Below are 16,677 nucleotides of genomic sequence, written 5' to 3' on the forward strand. Positions count from 1 at the left end.
GAGGCCGCACTGTGTAAGCGGTCGCAAAGCCCTCGTAAATCATTCCGTATTTCCGGGGATGATGTTCGTCACAGAAATTCCAAAAAACGCCTTGTCTCTCCTGACGGTGGCACATATACGGGTCAGCGGAGACGTGGCCGAGTGGTCGAAGGCGCTCCCCTGCTAAGGGAGTAGGCGGGAAACCGTCTCGAGGGTTCGAATCCCTTCGTCTCCGCCATAACCATAAATGAAGCCCATATATATCAGTGAGGTAGGGCTTTACTGCTGCCGAAAGCGGCTGTTCTCCCCCCGTTACAGCGTCTGCCTTCTTGGCAGCGAGACGCTTGAAGCGCGCTCACGCTCTTCTTGAGCCACCTGAACGTATATGGCTTTCCGTCATCCGTCCTGTGGTGCACAAACTTATACGACCATACCTGACTGCGATATTCTGGCCTCAGCCGGACACACGAGCCATCGTTGAGCCACAGACTTCCCTTTTTAGGTTCTTTAACGGGCAGTTTGAGCCCGCCACAGACGCTCGACACGCTTGTCGTTCACAAACCATCCTGCACCCCTTAGCAGGGCGGCAATCCGACGATACTCGTATCGACCATACTGCCGGGGCAGCTCGATCATGTCGGTCATCAGACGATCCTCGTCGGCACGCCCAACGGGCAGCCGTCTCTGTGTGGATCGGTGCTGCCCTATCATCGTCCTTTGCCGCCAGGTTTCCGTCGGGATTACAACTGGCATAATCTGAATTGTTGATGCATGGTCGCCTCAGCCAGGCGACAGGAAGCACAGCCTTTTGACGGACGGGAATGACATCGAGAACGCGATCATGCGTGTGAGCCTTGGCGACCGCGAGGCGTTTTCTTTGCTCTATGACGCGACCTCTGCGAAACTTTTTGGCGTGTGCCTTCGTGTCTTGAATGACAGGGCAGAAGCCGAAGACACGCTCCAGGAGGTTTTTGTGAAGGTTTGGCACAAAGCCGACCAATACAAAGCCAACGGATACAGTCCGATGACCTGGCTGATCACGCTGACGCGGAATACGGCCATTGATCGGTTGCGGTCGAAAAAGGCCGTGAATGTGGACATCGCGGATGTGCATGATCTGTCGGATGGGGCGCCGACACCGGAGGCAGATGCCATTGCTTCATCAGAGCGACAAAGGCTGAACAACTGCCTGAATGAACTGGATGCAGACAGATCGGACGCGGTGCGCCGGGCGTATCTGGACGGCGACAGCTACAAAGACCTAGCGGCGCGTTACGATGTGCCGCTGAACACGATGCGAACCTGGCTGCGTCGCAGCCTGCTGACCCTGAAGGACTGCCTGAGCCGATGAGCCAAGAAGAGGATCATAACGACGACACGGCCCTGGCCGGTGAGTACGTCCTGAGTCTTCTGGAGGATGACGAGCGTGCGGCGTTCGAGGCACGGCTGGTTGCAGAGGCGGCGTTGCGGGACCGCGTGCGCGAATGGGACGAGTCTCTCGTAGACCTCGCCGATGGGATCTCGCCCGTGCCGCCGCCCCCCATGGTGAAGGACAGGCTCCAGGCAACACTTTTCCCGGAAACGATCAGGCGAAAACGACCGCTCTGGACCTGGCTGGCCGGAAGCATTGCTGCCGCGATAATCGTCGGTTTTGTCGTGCTGATGCCTTCGCTGCTGCAGGAGACGGCCTATGAGCCGACCTTAACCGCCAGCGTCGCGGCGGAAGACGGCACGCTTGTGGTTGCGGCACAGTTCATCGCTGAAACGAAAGCGCTTGAGCTGGTGCGCGAAACGGGCGATGCGCGCCCCGGCCGCGTGTTGGAGCTCTGGTTGATTGCCGAGGGCTCCGATGCGCCGATGTCTCTTGGGGTGCTCCCTGATGACGCCGAAACGCGTTTCACACTCTCACCCGACGTGGCGCAACAACTGACCAATGGTGTTCTGGCGATCAGCGATGAGCCCTCGGGGGGCTCACCAACAGGTGCGCCGACCGGCGATGTTCTGGCGGTAGGCCCCGTGACAAGCCTTTGATTCAACGGCCTGTTTCAAGTTTCTCCAAAAAAAATTGGATTTTGGTGAAACTTCTTTCTCACACGCCCCGTGTCTTCTCCATCGCAAGGCCACCCGGCCTCGCCTGACAGAGGAGAAAGACCATGACATTCAAGACACTCGTTGCCACATCGACCGCCGCCCTCGCGCTTGCCACCGCGGCTTTCGCGATGAACCCATCCGTGGGCGGGGCTCCGATGCTGGAAGAGCGCAATATCATCGAGAACGCCGTCAACTCCCCGATCCACACAACGCTGGTTGCCGCGGTGAAAGCCGCCGATCTGGTGGAAACCCTGCAAGGCGAAGGCCCGTTCACCGTGTTCGCGCCCGTCAATGACGCGTTTGCCGCACTTCCCGAAGGGACGGTGGAAACACTCCTGAAGCCCGAGAACAAGGCGATGCTGCAAAAGGTTCTGACGGCTCACGTGGTGGCCGGAGACTGGTCGTCGGCAGATATCATTGCGGCTGCAAAATCGAGCAGCGACGGTTTCTACCACTTCAATGCTGTGTCCGGTGATGCGTTGTCGGCCAAAGTCATGGGCGAGAATGTCTACATCTTTGACGAAAGCGGCAACGCCAGCATGGTGACCGTGGCTGATGTGGATCAGTCCAACGGTGTGATCCATGTGGTGAATTCGGTTCTGGTGCCGAAGTAAGGCCCTCGTCAGTCACGATCTCCCACCGCCACAGGCGGTGGGAGCCGATGAGTTGCCGCCCGCAGAGGCCGCGTTTATCAGGTCACTCTGTTCAGGGTTTTTGCCGCACGCGCTGCCCTGATGGCAAGGTGTCGATCCACTCCCGGCCTAAGTCATCGATGACGCGCAGTACACGGTACTTGCGCCCCTCCGAGCGACTGCTCGATGCGAAGTCCAGCGACCATCTTTGGTTCGGCAACTAACGTCTCAAGCCCCCTCTTGATAGCGCTGCCGTTCCGAATCCGTCGTATCGCGCCACTCCGCGCGAAGTAGGTCCATTCGCCGCGGAATACTGTCTTCAAGAACCTCCGCCTCAATGATCCGTTCTGTCCGAAAGTAACGAAAGTCTTCTCGCAGTTCGCACCATGCGGCGATGATACGACTGGTGTCCCGATACCCCAGCAGTATAGGCCAGATCACACGACGGGTCTTATTGGATGTGTTGTCTGAGTATTTCAGGGCTATCTTTTTGCGGTGCCGAATTGCCAGACGAATGGCGCTGGCGCCAAGCACCTCATCCGGCTGAGCGACAGGCGCCACGCTGACCGCCGGGTGAAGAAACGACGTCCGGTACTTGGCCGGGGCGACAGCTTCGAGCTTGGTGATGAGCTTCTCAGCAGCCAGCGCAAGCTCGGGCTCGCCCCGAGACTGAACCCAAAGAACTCCAAGTGTCACGGCCTCGATTTCGTCCGGGGTCAGCATCAGCGGTGGCATGTGAAAGCCGGGCTCCAACACATAGCCGACCCCGGCCTCGCCGTTGATAGGCACGCCCTGTCCGATAAGCGCGGCAACGTCGCGATACACCGTGCGCTTGGTCACGCCCAACGCGTCACCAATGGACTGGGCAGAGATCGGACCCTTGGCACGTCTCAGAACCTCGATGACTTCAAATAGCCTGTCGCCACGCCGCATGTGATCTCCTTTCGGTGAAGCAGACCATACTGACATTATGCTGACAACACGCTGTCAGCATAGTCACTGTAAGAGCAGGGCAGACAAAAAACGGAGATCAAAACATGAGACGCTTCATTGCCACCGCCCTCACCGCAACCCTGCCCACAGCGCTTGTTGCGGAACCGGCGGAGCAAGCGGGAACCGCGCCAATCATGGCCATGGGCGCCTATGTGCCGACCGACGACATGAAGGGCTCGGAAGCCTTCTATCGCGTTCTGTTCGACAGCGATCCTGTGATCGGGCTGCCGGATTTTGTAGCCTTTGGGGTGGCGGGCGGATGGTTCGCAATCGTGTCGCGGAGCAAATACGCACCGGGGGCTGAGGCGGGGTCGGGCGCAGTCCCTTACCTGCAATCGTCCGATTTGGAGGCCCTGCAAGTCCGCGCCATGGCCGCCGGTGGAGCTGTGCCGGAGATCATCAAGGAACCAGGTATCCAGCTGCTCAAGATCACCGACCCCAATGGTCAGCTGATCGAGTTTTTCAAACTGACCGGTCAGTGACGCACACAACACGCACCGCAATCTAAACGGACATCGTACAAAGCCGAAGAAACACTTCGTCGTTGAGACCAAGGATATGGAAGCCGCGGCGCGCTTCTGTGCGCCGCGGTGACCGTCATCTCGCGGCGGGTGCACCAAGTGTAACGCACCTCCAGCGATCGACCTGAGCAAGGCCAAACGGCTAAGTCAGCGGTGTTGGCGGCGCCAATACACCCGGGATCTCGAGCACGGTGAACCTCGTTCGGTGCGGGGCGCTGAGGGCGAAGATACTCGGCCGCCTGCTACGAGGTGTGATTGAAAACGAAGGCGTCCGGGGCGCATACCCTCGCGCCCAACCAAGAGATGAGCCCGCAGATAGCTCCGGCGGCAATCAGAATAAGACCTGCGATCGGCGTCGCAAAAAGTGCCCAACTGATCGCAAAACCAAGAGCCATACCGCAAAAAACCGCAGTGAGCCAACCTCCCCAACCTGTCCAGAGAGCGACAGCAAAAATCAAGCATGTAGGCAGGGTGGAAACCCCGATCACCAAGGTTGTCATTGCGGATGCGAAGCCTAGAAATTCGACGGCCTCGAGGACTCGTGGATCGAGAGGAGCCTGTCGTGCCAGTTGGGCGAGGAGAATAGTCACGATGCTCAGAGAGATCCAAAGTACGAGGAGTGCCGTCGGACCAAGCAGCGACGCACGCAAGAGCGCGCGTCGCTTCACCGGGGTTGGGGACCGCAGAGGATTTCGGGTTGGCATTGTCTGTACGCCCTCCGGGCAGAATTCAGGCAGGATCGAAGATGCCCACGCCCGGAGGGGCGCGTGATCCGGTCAGCTGTCGGGTTGCAGAGCAGTCACTTCGATTTCGATCAACATATCAGGAACCGCCAGACTTGCTTCGATCATTGTCGCCGCTGGTGGGTGAGCCCCGAACGTCTTTGACAAAATCGGCCAACACGCCGGGAAGTCCTCTGCATGCTTCAGGTAATAGTTGATCCGCACGACGTCCTGCAGGCTTGCGCCCACCGATGCCAAGGCGGACCCGATGTTTTCCAGGCATTGGCCTGCCTGTTTTTCGACTTCAGGTTCGATTTCCATGGTCGCGTAGTTGTAACCAGTCGTACCGGAGACGAAGATCCATCTGTCAGCCGTAACAAGCCGAGCATAGCCAATTTCCTTTTCAAATTCGCTCCCCTTGGGATGTCGGACGATTTTCATGTTTCTTCCTTTGTTTGTGCGTCCACCCGCATCCTCCCTTGAAGAGGATACGTGAGATATTGGGGCAGACCTTGGGTTATTGTGGGGTCAGGAATTGTGCGGTGATGGTGGCCGTCGAATGCGGGAAATCATGGCCACTCTCCACCCAGGTGAGACGTGCTGACGCGCCGATTTCATTGACCAGGCCCTCGATCTGTTCGGCGTCGTAGAACGTGTCCATCGTGCCGCCGATGAAATGAACCAATCGGTCGTTGAAAGCGCCGGCGTAAAGATGCTGTGCCGTGAAACTTGTGGTGTGCCTCTCCGACACGTCGAGAAAGGGCATCCCGATCAGCAGTGTCTTTTCAACGTTTTCGTTCAGTGCAGCACCGATGTAACCCACCCACGCCCCCAGCGAGAAGCCCACGATGGAAACGCGATCCGCATCTACACCTTCGAACTCCGACAGGGTGTCAAGACCACGCGTCAGATCCATTGCGGATTGCGCGATCATCTTTCTTGCGGCTTCAAGATACCCCTCTTCGAGATACGTATAGGGGTTCTGAAAATCGTGCGATTGCACACGCGCCCCATGATTGCGCAGGTCGAAGGCCATAACCGCGACGTTGCTTTCCAACAGCGCAGCACGATGAGACGCGGGAAACGAGTACGGGCCATCATCCGTTCGCCACCATTGGTCCGCAGACTGCGTAATTCCGTGCAGCAGGACCGCGATCGGCACGCTTGCGTCACCCGACGGGGTCGGAATTTCCAGCACGGCGCGGATCGGCTCATTGTCGAACCCGGTAAAGGAGTATTCGATAACGCGGCTGTTTGGGGTGTCGTGCTCTCTTGTAATTTTAACGTGCAATGGGAGATGCGGATCAACAGCATAATACGACCGCAATACGTCCAGTTTTGTCTCCGCAAATGCGGCCGGCGCGACGGCGATGAGGCTCACCGCGGTCAGCGATATGTTTAAAAGTCGTCCTACCAGGCTCATTTTCTCCAGCTCCGTTGTGGTGTCTTCAGTCGAAGACGACAGAGGCCGGCAGTGTGTGACACATGTTTCGGACATTTCCCGACGTCGACAAAAGGACGCGCCCGGTTCGGCACAAACACGGGACACGTTCCCTTCGCTGCAGACGCAAAACACTTACTTAATCGGTCCTGACGCCATCCCAGCATAGCATAAGCGCTTTCCGTGCATTGGCGTTCTAAAGATCTAGCGAAGCATTACGTCAGGGGGGCGAACCGGATACTCGCGGTTTGCCCACAATCATCCGGTTCTCGGTGATTGGGTCAGTTTATGACGTAAAAGCCAATTTCGTCTGACGTCTTACAATTTTGTGTGGAACGTCGAACACCTTTGACCCAATCCGCGGCCAAAACCCGAGGGAACGGAACGGCCGCGTCATGCAATTCTGACCCAATACGACAGCTGCCATTCATGCGGATCGAAACGAAGGCGGGCGCAGAACCCCACTTTACCAAATGCTGCGCCCTGGTCGCATGAAAGGGAAGCGTAGAGAGCTCCCTTTGCAAAGTCGGAGCTACCAGCGGGGCCCAAGGGCTGCGCATGCATCCCGGACGCGAAGAGTGCCCGCAAGACGCACAAAAACTCAGAATTGTAACGACAAGGGGTGTGTTGAGGGCCGAAGTGTCCGCGTATGTTGGCGAACAGTCAGTATAAATCCGAACGCGGATTGCATAAGGAGTGAAATGCCTGGCCTGACGGAGCGCCTTTTCCCTGCAGGTGGTAGAAAAAGATGCCATACCTTCAACGGCAATCAGCATTCTGGTTCAGCGACGCCTTTCGAAATGGCTTGGCGGCAGGCCTAGCCGCTTTTGAAATTGGGCCGTCATATGCGCATGTGACGCAAATCCGCATTTAATAGCGATGGCAGTCAATGGCTCTGTCGAGTCTGCGAGCAAGGCACGGGCGCGTGCAAGACGGCGATCAATGATATATTGCTGCGGGGACCGTCCGACCGCAGCGGTGAACGATCTGGTGAAGTAGCCGGGGGACAGGCCTATCGCATCGGCCAGCTCTGAAACGGTCAGACCACTACCGATCCTGTCCTCGATGAGATCATTGATACGGCGCATGCGAAATCCGGTCATGCAGCGTGCGTCGCTCGGAAGCGCTCCTGCCTTGTCCAGGTCCTGCGCGGCCCGGGTGGCAATCTCGCTTGCCAGAGCTTCGCACTCCAGAGGGTCCGCCTGGCCTGCACGCAGCATCTGGCGACGCAGGCTGTAGGCCGCCGAGACTGCCCGCCGGTCCACGCGGTCGCTGAAACGCCGGGCGTTGGCAAGTCGTCCTTCCGCGCCGGCGCCGGAGAGCCGCAGGTACTCACCACCAGAATCTGAGCAAGAAAAAACATCGCACCCAGCCGGGATCAGAGCCAGAGTGTTGGCCCCAGTTTCGAAATTTCGGCGTTTGTCGGAGGCAAATGCATGCGTCCCTTTCTGTGGGTCAAAAGCAAAACCCACGATGCATGAGCCGGGCGTAAAGGACACTTCGTATGCGCCCTGCGGCAGCAGTTCGATAGTCCATTGTCCGGCATGCAAGCGCCTTGGGCCGTGTTTCCGCCTGGGATTTTTGAGACCAACCATGGGGCCTTGATAGCGGAAAGCTGGACAACAATCATCATCCCGAAGCCGCTTGACGAAGTTTCCGTCAGATTTGTGAAAGCCGGCCCGGCGGTCGCCGGATACGCAGAGGCAAATTGAGAAGGAAACCGCAAATGGAATTGTGCACACGCTCGGAACTCGATCAGGCTGCAGACATCGTGCAGGAAACCGTCCTGCCGACGCCGGCGTATTCCTGGCCGCTTCTTGCACGCCGAACTGGGGTAGATGTTGTGGTCAAGCATGAGAACCACACCCCGACCGGTTCGTTCAAAGCGCGTGGCGGGCTTGTGTTCGTCGAAAACCTCCGGCGGCGGGGCGCCTTGCCGCAGGGTCTTGTGACCGCGACGCGCGGGAACCACGGTCAATCCATCGCTATGGGGGCCGGCCGGGTTGGTATTCCGGCCGCCATTGTGGTGCCCGAGGGAAATTCGGTAGGCAAGAATGATGCAATGGCCGCATTCGGTGGCGAGGTCATCGTCGCAGGCTGCGACTTTGATGACAGCCGTGCCATCGCATTGGAGCTGGCTGCGGAACGCGGCTACCAGTTCGTTCCCTCGTTTCATCGCGACCTTGTTGCGGGTGTCGCCACCTATGCTCTGGAGCTGTTTACAACTCACCCGGACCTGGATGTTGTGCTGGTCCCCATCGGTATGGGGTCGGGAATTTGTGGGCTGATTTCTGTCCGGGACATGCTCGGACGAAAAACCGAGATCATTGGCGTGGTCGCAGAAGGGGCTGCGGCCATTTCGAAATCCTTCGAGGCCGGGAGGCCGGTGCCGACACTGACGGCCAGAACATTTGCCGATGGTGTGGCGTGCCGGGAGCCGCAACCTGAGGCGTTTAACATCATCAAATCTGGAGCGAGTGACGTCCTAAAAGTCAGTGATCGCGAAATCGCGGAAGCAATGCGCGCGCTTTACACCGATACGCATAATCTCGTTGAGGGGGCTGGTGCCGCGCCCCTTGCTGCATTGCTGAAGCACCAAAGCCGCTTCGCCGGAAAGAAGGTGGGGCTGATTCAAACCGGCGCAAACATCGACCTCCATGCATTCGCCGAGGTTCTCGATGGCCGCACGCCAGCGTGCTGAGGGGGACGACGATGTCAAACTGCGATACGAGATCCCCAGCCAGCGCCTTTCTCCCCGCACTGGCGGCCATCGGTGCTGTCATAATCTGGGGGGCATGCCCAGCAGCAACGGCGATTGCCGCGCGCGATGTGCCGCCCGATCTCATCGGCGGATTAAGGACCATCCTCGGAGCACTTTTTCTGACCCCCCTGGCTGGCCGCTTTTGGTCCGCCTTGCCACGTGACCTGTCCGTACGAATAGAGCTTCTTGTCGGAGGGGTCGCGGGCTTTGCGGCCTATCCCGTGCTGCTAAGCATAGGCGTGGCGAATACTTCGGTCATGCACGCATCACTGATCCTCGCGTCAGCGCCGGTATTCACGGGTCTTGTCAGCTTTATCATCACCAGAAGCTGGCCTCGGTCCACATGGTGGATCGGGGCGGCGATGGCGATCACCGGCGTTGGGTTCTTGCTGCTCTATCGAGGGGCGCCAACAGCGTCGGCTGCATCCTCAAGCATCGCTGGTGATTTTACCGTTCTTTTGTCAGTGCTGTTTGCAAGCGTCGGCTACGTCTTTGGGGGCCGATCCTCAAGGCGTATCGGACAGTGGCCCACACCCTTCTGGAGCCTGGTTGCAGGCTCGCTTGTCCTTCTCCCGTTCATCGGCCCACGTGCAATTGCATGGAACTGGATGGAGGTCAGTCACAGCAGTGTTCTGGCGCTCTTGTTCCTGGTCCTTCTGGTCACGGTGGTAGGCTATGTCCTGTGGTTCTGGGCGCTTGGCCAGGTCGGAGCAGGCAAGGTCGCCCCGCTGCAATTCGGACAACCCGTCGTGGGTGTGCTGCTGGCGGCTGTTCTGTTTGCGGAGCCGTTGACTTTTCCAATCGCGCTTTCGGCGGGGCTGACGATCCTTGGAGTTTGGGTCGCGCGTCGGGCGTGAACTTGTACGCGCCTGGCGATTGTTAAGTACACCGGAAAACTTGCCGGACACCAACGTGACCGGCTCCCCATCCTTGGTTCCGGGTTTTCCGGTTCCCGCAATGAAAGTCTCGGCACGGGGCAACCCGGGCCAAATAAAGAAAGGCAGATAATGAAACTTGTCATTCTCGGCGCGAACGGACGCACTGGGGTACATGTGCTGCGTCGCGCACTTGATGAAGGCGCTCACATCACTGCTGTAGTCCGGTCCAAAGCCAAACGACCGGAGCTAAGGCATCACAGGTTGAAAGTCGTGGTCGGCGACCCTTGCGACCCGAAGTTTCTGACCGCGGTCTTCCGCGGTCAGGACGCGGTTATTTCAACTCTTGGCGGCAGACGTCCGACCAAGACTGCGACATCCATCTATTATCGATCAGCGAGCGCAATTGTCGAAGCGTCTCGGCAAACCGGTCTCAAAAAGGTCGTCGTCACGTCGAGTGCGCTTCTCTTTCCACCCCGACGATGGATTGACCGCTTGTTGAAGATCGTGGTGCGCAGTGTTGTCACAAGCGCCAGCCTGATGGAGCAGATCCTGAAGGCCGCCGATCTTGACGTGACCATCGCGCGATGCGGTTTTCTAACCGACGCCGATGAGACGGAGTATCGTACGGTGAATGGGGCATTGCCCGAGGCAGGATCATCGGTTTCCCGTCGTAGTTTGGCTCATTTTCTTGTGGATGCCGTACAAGGGGCATCGTCTGGGCACATTGTGTGGGGCGTGTCAGCGCCCGCGAGGTCGGATGCATAGGCCACGGTTAAGGCTGGTTCGACATTCTGTCATGATAGGTTTGCTCTTTTTACACACTGGACCTGAGTACCGCACGCAGCGAAGACCCTCTTCCCGCCCAGCTTCGAATGCTGGTAGGGCGAAGTGCCATGCGGACCGTGTCCGCTTAGGGCTGGCTGATGTCATCTGGCGTCGGGCACGAGGTGCGGTATCCCTGCAACCCGATGCCGCGCCGCAAGTCCGGTGTGAAGCCATGACTAAGGGTTACTGCGATCTGCACGAAAGTCCGAGAAACCTGAACCAGATCCGCCCTTCGAAAGGGGCAGATTCTTCTATCTGATGGTGTCTAGATGGAACTTATAAGTTCTTTCAATGCATTGCAGAGCATTGCGTACTCCGGTTGATCGTGGATCGGCTGAGTAGATTTGGGCTCCTCGCGCATTAACTTTGGCCAAAGTGCGAAGCCAAGATTTCATCAATGTCATGGGCCGCGCTTTCATTTCGAGGGGGCATCGGACTATTCTTTCTGGCGAAACAGAAGACAGGCCCCGCCACTGGCCCAGCATGAAAACTAAGAGCAAGATGTCCAAGGACGCCGCAGTCAGGAACAAGCTAAAAAGAAAGATCGCCGAGGGGCAGCCCGGTGATCGGCTGCCGCGGGTGCGCGACTTGATGTCCGAGTTTGGCACCTCGCAGCGGGTCGTAGAACGGGTGCTCGCACCGCTGATCGAGGACGGTCAGATAACTGCTCGACCGGGCGCGGGGTTGCATATCGCCCAGCAGCCGGATGAACCCGAAGCCGTCTTCAATGCCGATTGTCTGATCCTTTACAGAGCCTCTGAAAGCCGTCTGGCCCGCAGGCTACTGGTGGAGCTTGTTAACCGCCTGCGGCGCAACGGCTACCGCGTGGAAATGAAAGCCTTCGTCGATGAGGCGGAGGGCGAAAGCTTTCTGGAACGTCAGGGGCGCTTTCGTTGCTGTCTTTTGCAGACCAATTTCGAGGTCGTCTCGGTCAGGTTCCTTGCGCGTATCCTTGATTGTGCCGATGCGCTCGTGGTCGATGGTGTGTCGCTGACGGGCATAGATGCCGATGTCATCGGAACCAACTGGCGCGAAGCGCTGTCGGTCGGATACCGGATGCTGCAGGATCGGGGGCATAGTCGGATCGGCTTTTTGACGTCTGCACATGACGCACGCCAGATCGCAATGGCACGGCGCGAATTTCTGCTGCTCAGCGGGTGGGAAGGCCCCGCACCGCATCCCCGTCTGCACACCGTAGCGGCGCTTCCGGGGTCCTATCGTCACTCGGACCTCGTCGGTGCCTTGCCCGAAAGCCCACCGGATGCCGCTGCATCGACCGCTTTGATCATCTGGGGGCTGGTCGAAGGGCGGCTGCTGGATGCTGCATTGCAAGAAAAGAACCTGAAACTGGGTGAGGATGTCAGCCTTTTGCTTCTGGGCAGCGTCGATGTCCCGTCCGAACATGTCAGCCGTTTTGACATCGTCGGCAATTCGGACCGCGAAAAACTCGATCTGTTCGAAACGGTTGTCACTGCGCGGATCAAGGGCAGCAAGGAACCGCCACGCACTCATTATCTGCCGATCTACACGGTCGTGAATGGTTCAATCCAACGGCACGATGCGACAGTGGCCTGAAGGGTGAGTATAGCTATCGTTGTTGGGCTAATTATACTCACTTAGGCTCGCCCCAAGAAGACATACTGGGGGCTTTGATGTCAAAATCGGATGACAGCTTTGGAATTGCCATCATCGGGGCCGGTGAGCGCGGCGTCTATTTCATCGGCAGCCGCATCGCCGAGGCCGCGCGCGATACGGGGCTGCGGGTGATCGGCGTGTTCGACCGTCTGGCCGACCGTGCCGAACTTGCCGCCGCGCACCTGAGTACAGTGTATAGGTCCGTCGGGTTGGACCACGAGGTTCGGGTCTTCGCGACACTCGATGAAGCGACTGCGGATTCGGCGGTGGACCTTGCTATTGTGACAACCCACACTGACAGCCATCGTGAACCCGTCGAACGGGCGGTGGCCCACGGCAAGCGGGTCTACCTGGACAAGCCCATATCGGTGACACTGAGCGATGCCGAGGAAATCGCAGAGGCCGAGCAGCGGTCGGGCCAGCCGATCATGATGGGGTTCACCCGTCGCTACGAACAGCCCTGGATCGAGTCCGTGCGTCTTGCCCATGGCGGGCGCATCGGCACCCCGCGCATGGTGTTGCTTCGGTCGGTCATTCCCTACACGCGCTATTTGCAGCTGTGGCATCGCAGCGGCGCGCGGTCGGGCGGTGCGCTGAATGACAAGGGATCGCATCATTTCGACGTGCTCAACTGGATCGCTGATGGGGCCCAGCCTGTTCAGGTCTCGGCGACGGGTGGTGTGTCGGGTATCTTTACCCCCGATCCGACCGCGGCCGCGCGCTGTAGCGAATGCGACCGCGATTGCCCCTATCGCCGCCACGAGACGCTGATCGACAAGTTCGAAGGCGTCGGCCGCGTTCCCAATGTCAGCTGGCAAACCGCAGAGGAGGTCCATGATCGCAACGACACCTGCGTCTATCATCCGGGTGCGGACATCGACGACCACGCCGTGGTCACTGTGCAATACGACAGCGGCCTTGTCGCAACATTGTTCTTCGCAATCTTCGGTCCGTGGGCGACGGATCAGGAAACACTCGAAATCATCGGAGACAGTGGCCGTTTGCGGATGGAGCGGCACAGCGGTGACATCGACCTCGTTGAACAGCATGGTCGCGCCCGTTCTATGGTGCACCACCCGAATCCTGATCGCAGCTCGTCTCATTACGGGGCTGATCGGGAATTGGTGCGCAAGCTTGAGCGGTTCCTGAAAGGCGAAACACCACCGGTGGGCGTGGCCGAAGGTGTGGACTCGCTGCGGCTGGTGAAGGCAGCGCAGATGAGTCTTGCCGAGGGCGGCCGCCCGGTTGACCCGCGCAAGCTGTCCGTGGCGGAGGTCGCACAATGATCAATGCCCCCCTGCCAGATCGCTTGTGCCCCCGTGCCACCTCGCTCGGTCTTGCCCCGTTCTACGGTGACATTCACAACCATTCCGACCTTTCCTATGGCCATGGTTCCTTCCCGGATGCGCTGATCAAGGCGGCGCTGCAGCTTGATTTCGTGTCGATCACAGGCCACGCTCATTGGCCGGACATGCCGGTGGGCGACCCTTCGGTCGCACATATCGTCGATTTCCACGTCAAAGGCTTTGCCAAGCTGCGTGCGGCCTGGCCCGGGCACTACGACAAATTGCGCAGGGCGGACCGGCCCGGTGCCTTCACCGTTTTCCCGGGATACGAGATTCATTCCGGCGCACACGGCGACTACACAATCGTGTTGGCGGATCTGGCGGACGGGCCGCTGGAGCTGGCTGACGATCCGGCCGGGCTCAAGGCGGCGCTTTCGGCGCGCTACGGCGACAGGGCTCTCGCCTTTCCGCACCATATTGGTTACCGCACTGGCGCGCGGGGGATCAATTGGGCCACCTTCGACCCCGATCTGTCCCCTTTTGTCGAAATGTTCTCGATGCACGGCTGCGCTGAAGCGTCCGAGACCGAGCGCGGCTATCTTCATTCCATGGGGCCGGTAGACGGACATTCAACCATGGCTTACGGGCTGGAGCAGGGACACCAGTTCGGCATCATCGGTAACACCGACCACCACAGTGGCTTTCCCGGCTCCTACGGACATGGCCGCATGGCGCTTTATGCCCCCGCACATGCCCGTGACTCGTTCTGGGATGCGATGCGCGCGCGCCGGACCAATGCGCTAACCGGCGACCGTATCCATCTATTGGCGCAGATCGGCGAAACGGTGCAGGGCGGCACGGTCACGGCTGGGTCTGACGCACAGTTGGCGATTGAGGGCGTGGCAGGCGGAGCCATCGACTGCATCGACGTGATCCGCAATGGGCAGCTTTCGCATCGCATCAGCCCCGCCATCACGCCATCACCCATCGACGCAGAAAGCGACGAGACCTTGATCCATCTGGAAATGGGCTGGGGCGCGCGGGGAATGCGGCACGACTGGGATGGTACACTCAGGCTCGAGGGCGGTGAGATCCGCGCGGTCGAGCCGCGCTTTCGCGGCCGCGAGATCGTCTCGCCACTCGAAGGCGAGGACAGTGGCCACGCGATTCCCACGATCCAGTCGGACGGGCAACGCGTGACCTTCTCCGTCACCGCTGAAGCAAACCCCAACAATACCACTCCTGCGACGCAAGGCCTGATGCTGCGCGCCGCATTGTCCGGGGATGCGGTGATCCATGCGCGGCTGTGCGGGCAGGATATCGCGATCCCTGCCGCGCGTCTGTTCGAGGGGGGCAAGTCGGGCAACTTGGGGGCAATCGATACCCCTGCTTGGCGGTTTCACCAGCTTCCTCGGGCGGAGCTTTGGCAATGGCAGGGCACTGTCCCGCTGGGGCGGCTGGATGCGGGCGACACGATCTATCTGCGGTTGCGACAGCAAAGCGGCCAGATGGCCTGGACCTCACCGATTTTCGTCACGTGAGGGCAAAAAAAAATAAGACCAAGACCAAAATCATGACAGGAGGAAAACATGAAACACTTTAGAAATCTCATGACCGGGATCGCGACAACGACGCTCTTGTCGACCGGTGCGATCGCAGAGGATCTGACGATTGTCCACGGCTCCGTTGGCCGTGACCAAGAGGTCCTGCGCGGACAACTTGATCGTTTCGAAGCGGAGACGGGTCACACTGTGACGATCGTCTCAATGCCGGAAAGCACAACCGATCAGTTCGGTCAGTATCGCCTCTGGCTTTCGGCGCAATCGAGCGATATCGACGTCTACCGGCTTGATGTGATCTGGGCACCGCAGCTGGCGTCGCATTTCGTAGATTTAAAGCCTCATGTGGCAGATATCGTGGACGACTTTGTACCCGCTGCGATCGAAAGCCAGACAGTGGATGGCAAGCTGGTCGCGCTGCCGATGTTCCTTGGTGCGCCTGCGCTCTATTATCGGACAGACCTTCTGGAGAAATACGACCAAGAGGTCCCGACCACCTGGCAGGAGCTGACCGAGGCGGCGCAGGTCGTCATGGATGGCGAACGGGCAGAGGGTAACACCGACATGTGGGGCTTCGTCTTTCAGGGCGCGGCTTACGAAGGCCTGACCTGCAATGCGCAGGAATGGATCAACAGCTCCGGCGGTGGCCGGATTGTCGAATTGGACGGGTCCATCAACATCAACAACCCGCAGGCCGCCGCGGCAATTGACCTTGCGGCCAGCTGGGTCGGCGGCATCGCCCCTGAGGGTGTTCTGAACTACAAGGAAGAAGATGCACGCGGTGTCTTTCAGTCTGGCAATGCGGTCTTCATGCGCAACTGGAACTACGCCTACGCACTCGCCGCAGGCGAAGACAGCCCGGTGCGCGACAGCTTCGCAGTGACGACGCTTCCATCTGGCGGTGAGGGCATGTCCTCGTCCGCGACGCTGGGGGGCTGGAATTTGGGGGTCTCGCGCTATTCCGAGAACCAGGAAGCCGCGATCGAATTGGCGCGTTTCCTCACCAACTATGAAAACCAGAAGGAACGCGCGATCGTCACATCGCGTCCACCAACGCTGAATGCTGTCTACGAAGACGCTGAAGTGGCCGAGCAGCAGGAGTTCATCCCCCTCTGGAAGCCTGTGGTCGACAATGCCCTGCCGCGTCCATCGGCCGCGACACTGCGCAAATACAACGAAGTCTCGGCGGCGTTCTGGACAGCTGTTCACAACACCATGTCCGGCGATGGCGATGCGGCGACGAACCTGTCCCGCCTCGAGAACGAGCTGAAACGCCTGCGCGGGCCGCGCTGGTAAAGCCTGATTTTAAGAACCTGTTCCGGGCGGTATGGCCGCCCGGAAACCACAACGGAGG

Annotated in this window: 15 protein-coding genes, 1 tRNA gene and 1 pseudogene; 12 read left to right on the forward strand and 5 right to left on the reverse strand. The window is 59.2% G+C overall.

The genetic code is table 11. The features are described from left to right. Positions 1–127 precede the first annotated feature (127 nt). Positions 128–217 (forward strand) — tRNA-Ser (locus ACXAF5_RS04150). A gap of 145 nt (positions 218–362) precedes the next feature. On the opposite strand, the pseudogene ACXAF5_RS04155 reads toward ACXAF5_RS04150, so the two are convergent. After that, positions 363–690, reverse strand: a pseudogene (locus ACXAF5_RS04155) (IS3 family transposase); the annotation flags it as partial. Between the two features lie 130 nt (positions 691–820). On the opposite strand from ACXAF5_RS04155, the gene ACXAF5_RS04160 reads away from it, so the two are divergent. The 3 genes from ACXAF5_RS04160 to ACXAF5_RS04170 all read left to right on the forward strand — a co-directional run bounded on the left by ACXAF5_RS04160 (position 821) and on the right by ACXAF5_RS04170 (position 2,684). Then, on the forward strand, positions 821–1,330 hold the full coding sequence (locus tag ACXAF5_RS04160) for a sigma-70 family RNA polymerase sigma factor (RefSeq protein WP_370687459.1): 510 nt from the start codon (positions 821–823) through the stop codon (positions 1,328–1,330). Beyond that, positions 1,327–2,010, forward strand: coding sequence for an anti-sigma factor (locus ACXAF5_RS04165; RefSeq protein WP_474945639.1), 684 nt, complete (start codon positions 1,327–1,329; stop codon positions 2,008–2,010). The genes ACXAF5_RS04160 and ACXAF5_RS04165 overlap by 4 nt, the downstream gene beginning before the upstream one ends. 122 nt (positions 2,011–2,132) lie before the next feature. Continuing rightward, positions 2,133–2,684: a fasciclin domain-containing protein gene (locus tag ACXAF5_RS04170; protein ID WP_239318987.1), complete on the forward strand. Its 552-nt coding sequence runs from the start codon at positions 2,133–2,135 to the stop codon at positions 2,682–2,684. 246 nt (positions 2,685–2,930) lie between these two features. Here ACXAF5_RS04170 and ACXAF5_RS04175 read toward each other — a convergent pair whose 3' ends face one another. Continuing rightward, positions 2,931–3,635, reverse strand: a complete 705-nt coding sequence (locus tag ACXAF5_RS04175; protein WP_474945640.1) for a helix-turn-helix transcriptional regulator — start codon at positions 3,633–3,635, stop codon at positions 2,931–2,933. Between the two features lie 104 nt (positions 3,636–3,739). On the opposite strand from ACXAF5_RS04175, the gene ACXAF5_RS04180 reads away from it, so the two are divergent. Beyond that, positions 3,740–4,177: a VOC family protein gene (locus ACXAF5_RS04180; RefSeq protein ID WP_474945641.1), complete on the forward strand. Its 438-nt coding sequence runs from the start codon at positions 3,740–3,742 to the stop codon at positions 4,175–4,177. 815 nt (positions 4,178–4,992) lie between these two features. Here ACXAF5_RS04180 and ACXAF5_RS04185 read toward each other — a convergent pair. From ACXAF5_RS04185 to ACXAF5_RS04195, 3 genes are all read right to left on the reverse strand, one after another. Beyond that, the gene (locus tag ACXAF5_RS04185; RefSeq protein ID WP_239318992.1) at positions 4,993–5,379 is read right to left on the reverse strand and encodes a RidA family protein; all 387 of its coding nucleotides are present in this window, start codon (positions 5,377–5,379) and stop codon (positions 4,993–4,995) included. 76 nt (positions 5,380–5,455) lie between these two features. Continuing rightward, positions 5,456–6,361 (reverse strand): alpha/beta hydrolase family protein, encoded by a 906-nt coding sequence (locus ACXAF5_RS04190; RefSeq protein WP_474945642.1) that lies wholly within the window; start codon positions 6,359–6,361, stop codon positions 5,456–5,458. An 800-nt stretch (positions 6,362–7,161) separates the two neighbouring features. After that, a complete protein-coding gene (locus ACXAF5_RS04195; RefSeq protein WP_474945643.1) occupies positions 7,162–7,974 on the reverse strand; it encodes a helix-turn-helix transcriptional regulator in 813 nt (270 codons plus the stop codon). 131 nt (positions 7,975–8,105) lie between these two features. Between ACXAF5_RS04195 and ACXAF5_RS04200 the strand changes: the two genes are divergently transcribed. From ACXAF5_RS04200 to ACXAF5_RS04230, 7 genes are all read left to right on the forward strand, one after another. Beyond that, a complete protein-coding gene (locus ACXAF5_RS04200; protein ID WP_474945644.1) occupies positions 8,106–9,080 on the forward strand; it encodes a threonine dehydratase in 975 nt (324 codons plus the stop codon). Between the two features lie 11 nt (positions 9,081–9,091). Continuing rightward, positions 9,092–9,997, forward strand: a complete 906-nt coding sequence (locus tag ACXAF5_RS04205) for a DMT family transporter (RefSeq protein WP_474945645.1) — start codon at positions 9,092–9,094, stop codon at positions 9,995–9,997. 150 nt (positions 9,998–10,147) lie between these two features. Continuing rightward, the gene (locus tag ACXAF5_RS04210) at positions 10,148–10,783 is read left to right on the forward strand and encodes an NAD(P)-binding oxidoreductase (RefSeq protein ID WP_474945646.1); all 636 of its coding nucleotides are present in this window, start codon (positions 10,148–10,150) and stop codon (positions 10,781–10,783) included. A gap of 435 nt (positions 10,784–11,218) precedes the next feature. Then, positions 11,219–12,418, forward strand: coding sequence for a GntR family transcriptional regulator (locus ACXAF5_RS04215; RefSeq protein WP_474947797.1), 1,200 nt, complete (start codon positions 11,219–11,221; stop codon positions 12,416–12,418). Positions 12,419–12,495: 77 nt separating this feature from the next. Further along, the gene (locus ACXAF5_RS04220) at positions 12,496–13,764 is read left to right on the forward strand and encodes a Gfo/Idh/MocA family protein (protein WP_474945647.1); all 1,269 of its coding nucleotides are present in this window, start codon (positions 12,496–12,498) and stop codon (positions 13,762–13,764) included. Beyond that, the gene (locus tag ACXAF5_RS04225; RefSeq protein WP_474945648.1) at positions 13,761–15,305 is read left to right on the forward strand and encodes a CehA/McbA family metallohydrolase domain-containing protein; all 1,545 of its coding nucleotides are present in this window, start codon (positions 13,761–13,763) and stop codon (positions 15,303–15,305) included. Before ACXAF5_RS04220 ends, ACXAF5_RS04225 begins: the two co-directional genes overlap by 4 nt. A gap of 48 nt (positions 15,306–15,353) precedes the next feature. Further along, positions 15,354–16,619, forward strand: coding sequence for an ABC transporter substrate-binding protein (locus tag ACXAF5_RS04230; protein ID WP_474945649.1), 1,266 nt, complete (start codon positions 15,354–15,356; stop codon positions 16,617–16,619). Positions 16,620–16,677: the final 58 nt, after the last annotated feature.

It is taken from the genome of Epibacterium sp. ABV4_022, assembly GCF_056159345.1.

What these genes read in the sequence shown, in the direction of transcription:
- ACXAF5_RS04190 (WP_474945642.1), bottom strand. Translation starts at nt 6,361, where the DNA reads ATGAGCCTGGTAGGACGACTTTTAAACATATCGCTGACCGCGGTGAGC.
- ACXAF5_RS04180 (WP_474945641.1), top strand. Translation starts at nt 3,740, where the DNA reads ATGAGACGCTTCATTGCCACCGCCCTCACCGCAACCCTGCCCACAGCG.
- ACXAF5_RS04220 (WP_474945647.1), top strand. Translation starts at nt 12,496, where the DNA reads ATGTCAAAATCGGATGACAGCTTTGGAATTGCCATCATCGGGGCCGGT.
- ACXAF5_RS04170 (WP_239318987.1), top strand. Translation starts at nt 2,133, where the DNA reads ATGACATTCAAGACACTCGTTGCCACATCGACCGCCGCCCTCGCGCTT.
- ACXAF5_RS04205 (WP_474945645.1), top strand. Translation starts at nt 9,092, where the DNA reads ATGTCAAACTGCGATACGAGATCCCCAGCCAGCGCCTTTCTCCCCGCA.
- ACXAF5_RS04210 (WP_474945646.1), top strand. Translation starts at nt 10,148, where the DNA reads ATGAAACTTGTCATTCTCGGCGCGAACGGACGCACTGGGGTACATGTG.
- ACXAF5_RS04200 (WP_474945644.1), top strand. Translation starts at nt 8,106, where the DNA reads ATGGAATTGTGCACACGCTCGGAACTCGATCAGGCTGCAGACATCGTG.
- ACXAF5_RS04230 (WP_474945649.1), top strand. Translation starts at nt 15,354, where the DNA reads ATGAAACACTTTAGAAATCTCATGACCGGGATCGCGACAACGACGCTC.
- ACXAF5_RS04225 (WP_474945648.1), top strand. Translation starts at nt 13,761, where the DNA reads ATGATCAATGCCCCCCTGCCAGATCGCTTGTGCCCCCGTGCCACCTCG.
- ACXAF5_RS04165 (WP_474945639.1), top strand. Translation starts at nt 1,327, where the DNA reads ATGAGCCAAGAAGAGGATCATAACGACGACACGGCCCTGGCCGGTGAG.
- ACXAF5_RS04175 (WP_474945640.1), bottom strand. Translation starts at nt 3,635, where the DNA reads ATGCGGCGTGGCGACAGGCTATTTGAAGTCATCGAGGTTCTGAGACGT.
- ACXAF5_RS04185 (WP_239318992.1), bottom strand. Translation starts at nt 5,379, where the DNA reads ATGAAAATCGTCCGACATCCCAAGGGGAGCGAATTTGAAAAGGAAATT.
- ACXAF5_RS04195 (WP_474945643.1), bottom strand. Translation starts at nt 7,974, where the DNA reads ATGGTTGGTCTCAAAAATCCCAGGCGGAAACACGGCCCAAGGCGCTTG.
- ACXAF5_RS04160 (WP_370687459.1), top strand. Translation starts at nt 821, where the DNA reads ATGCGTGTGAGCCTTGGCGACCGCGAGGCGTTTTCTTTGCTCTATGAC.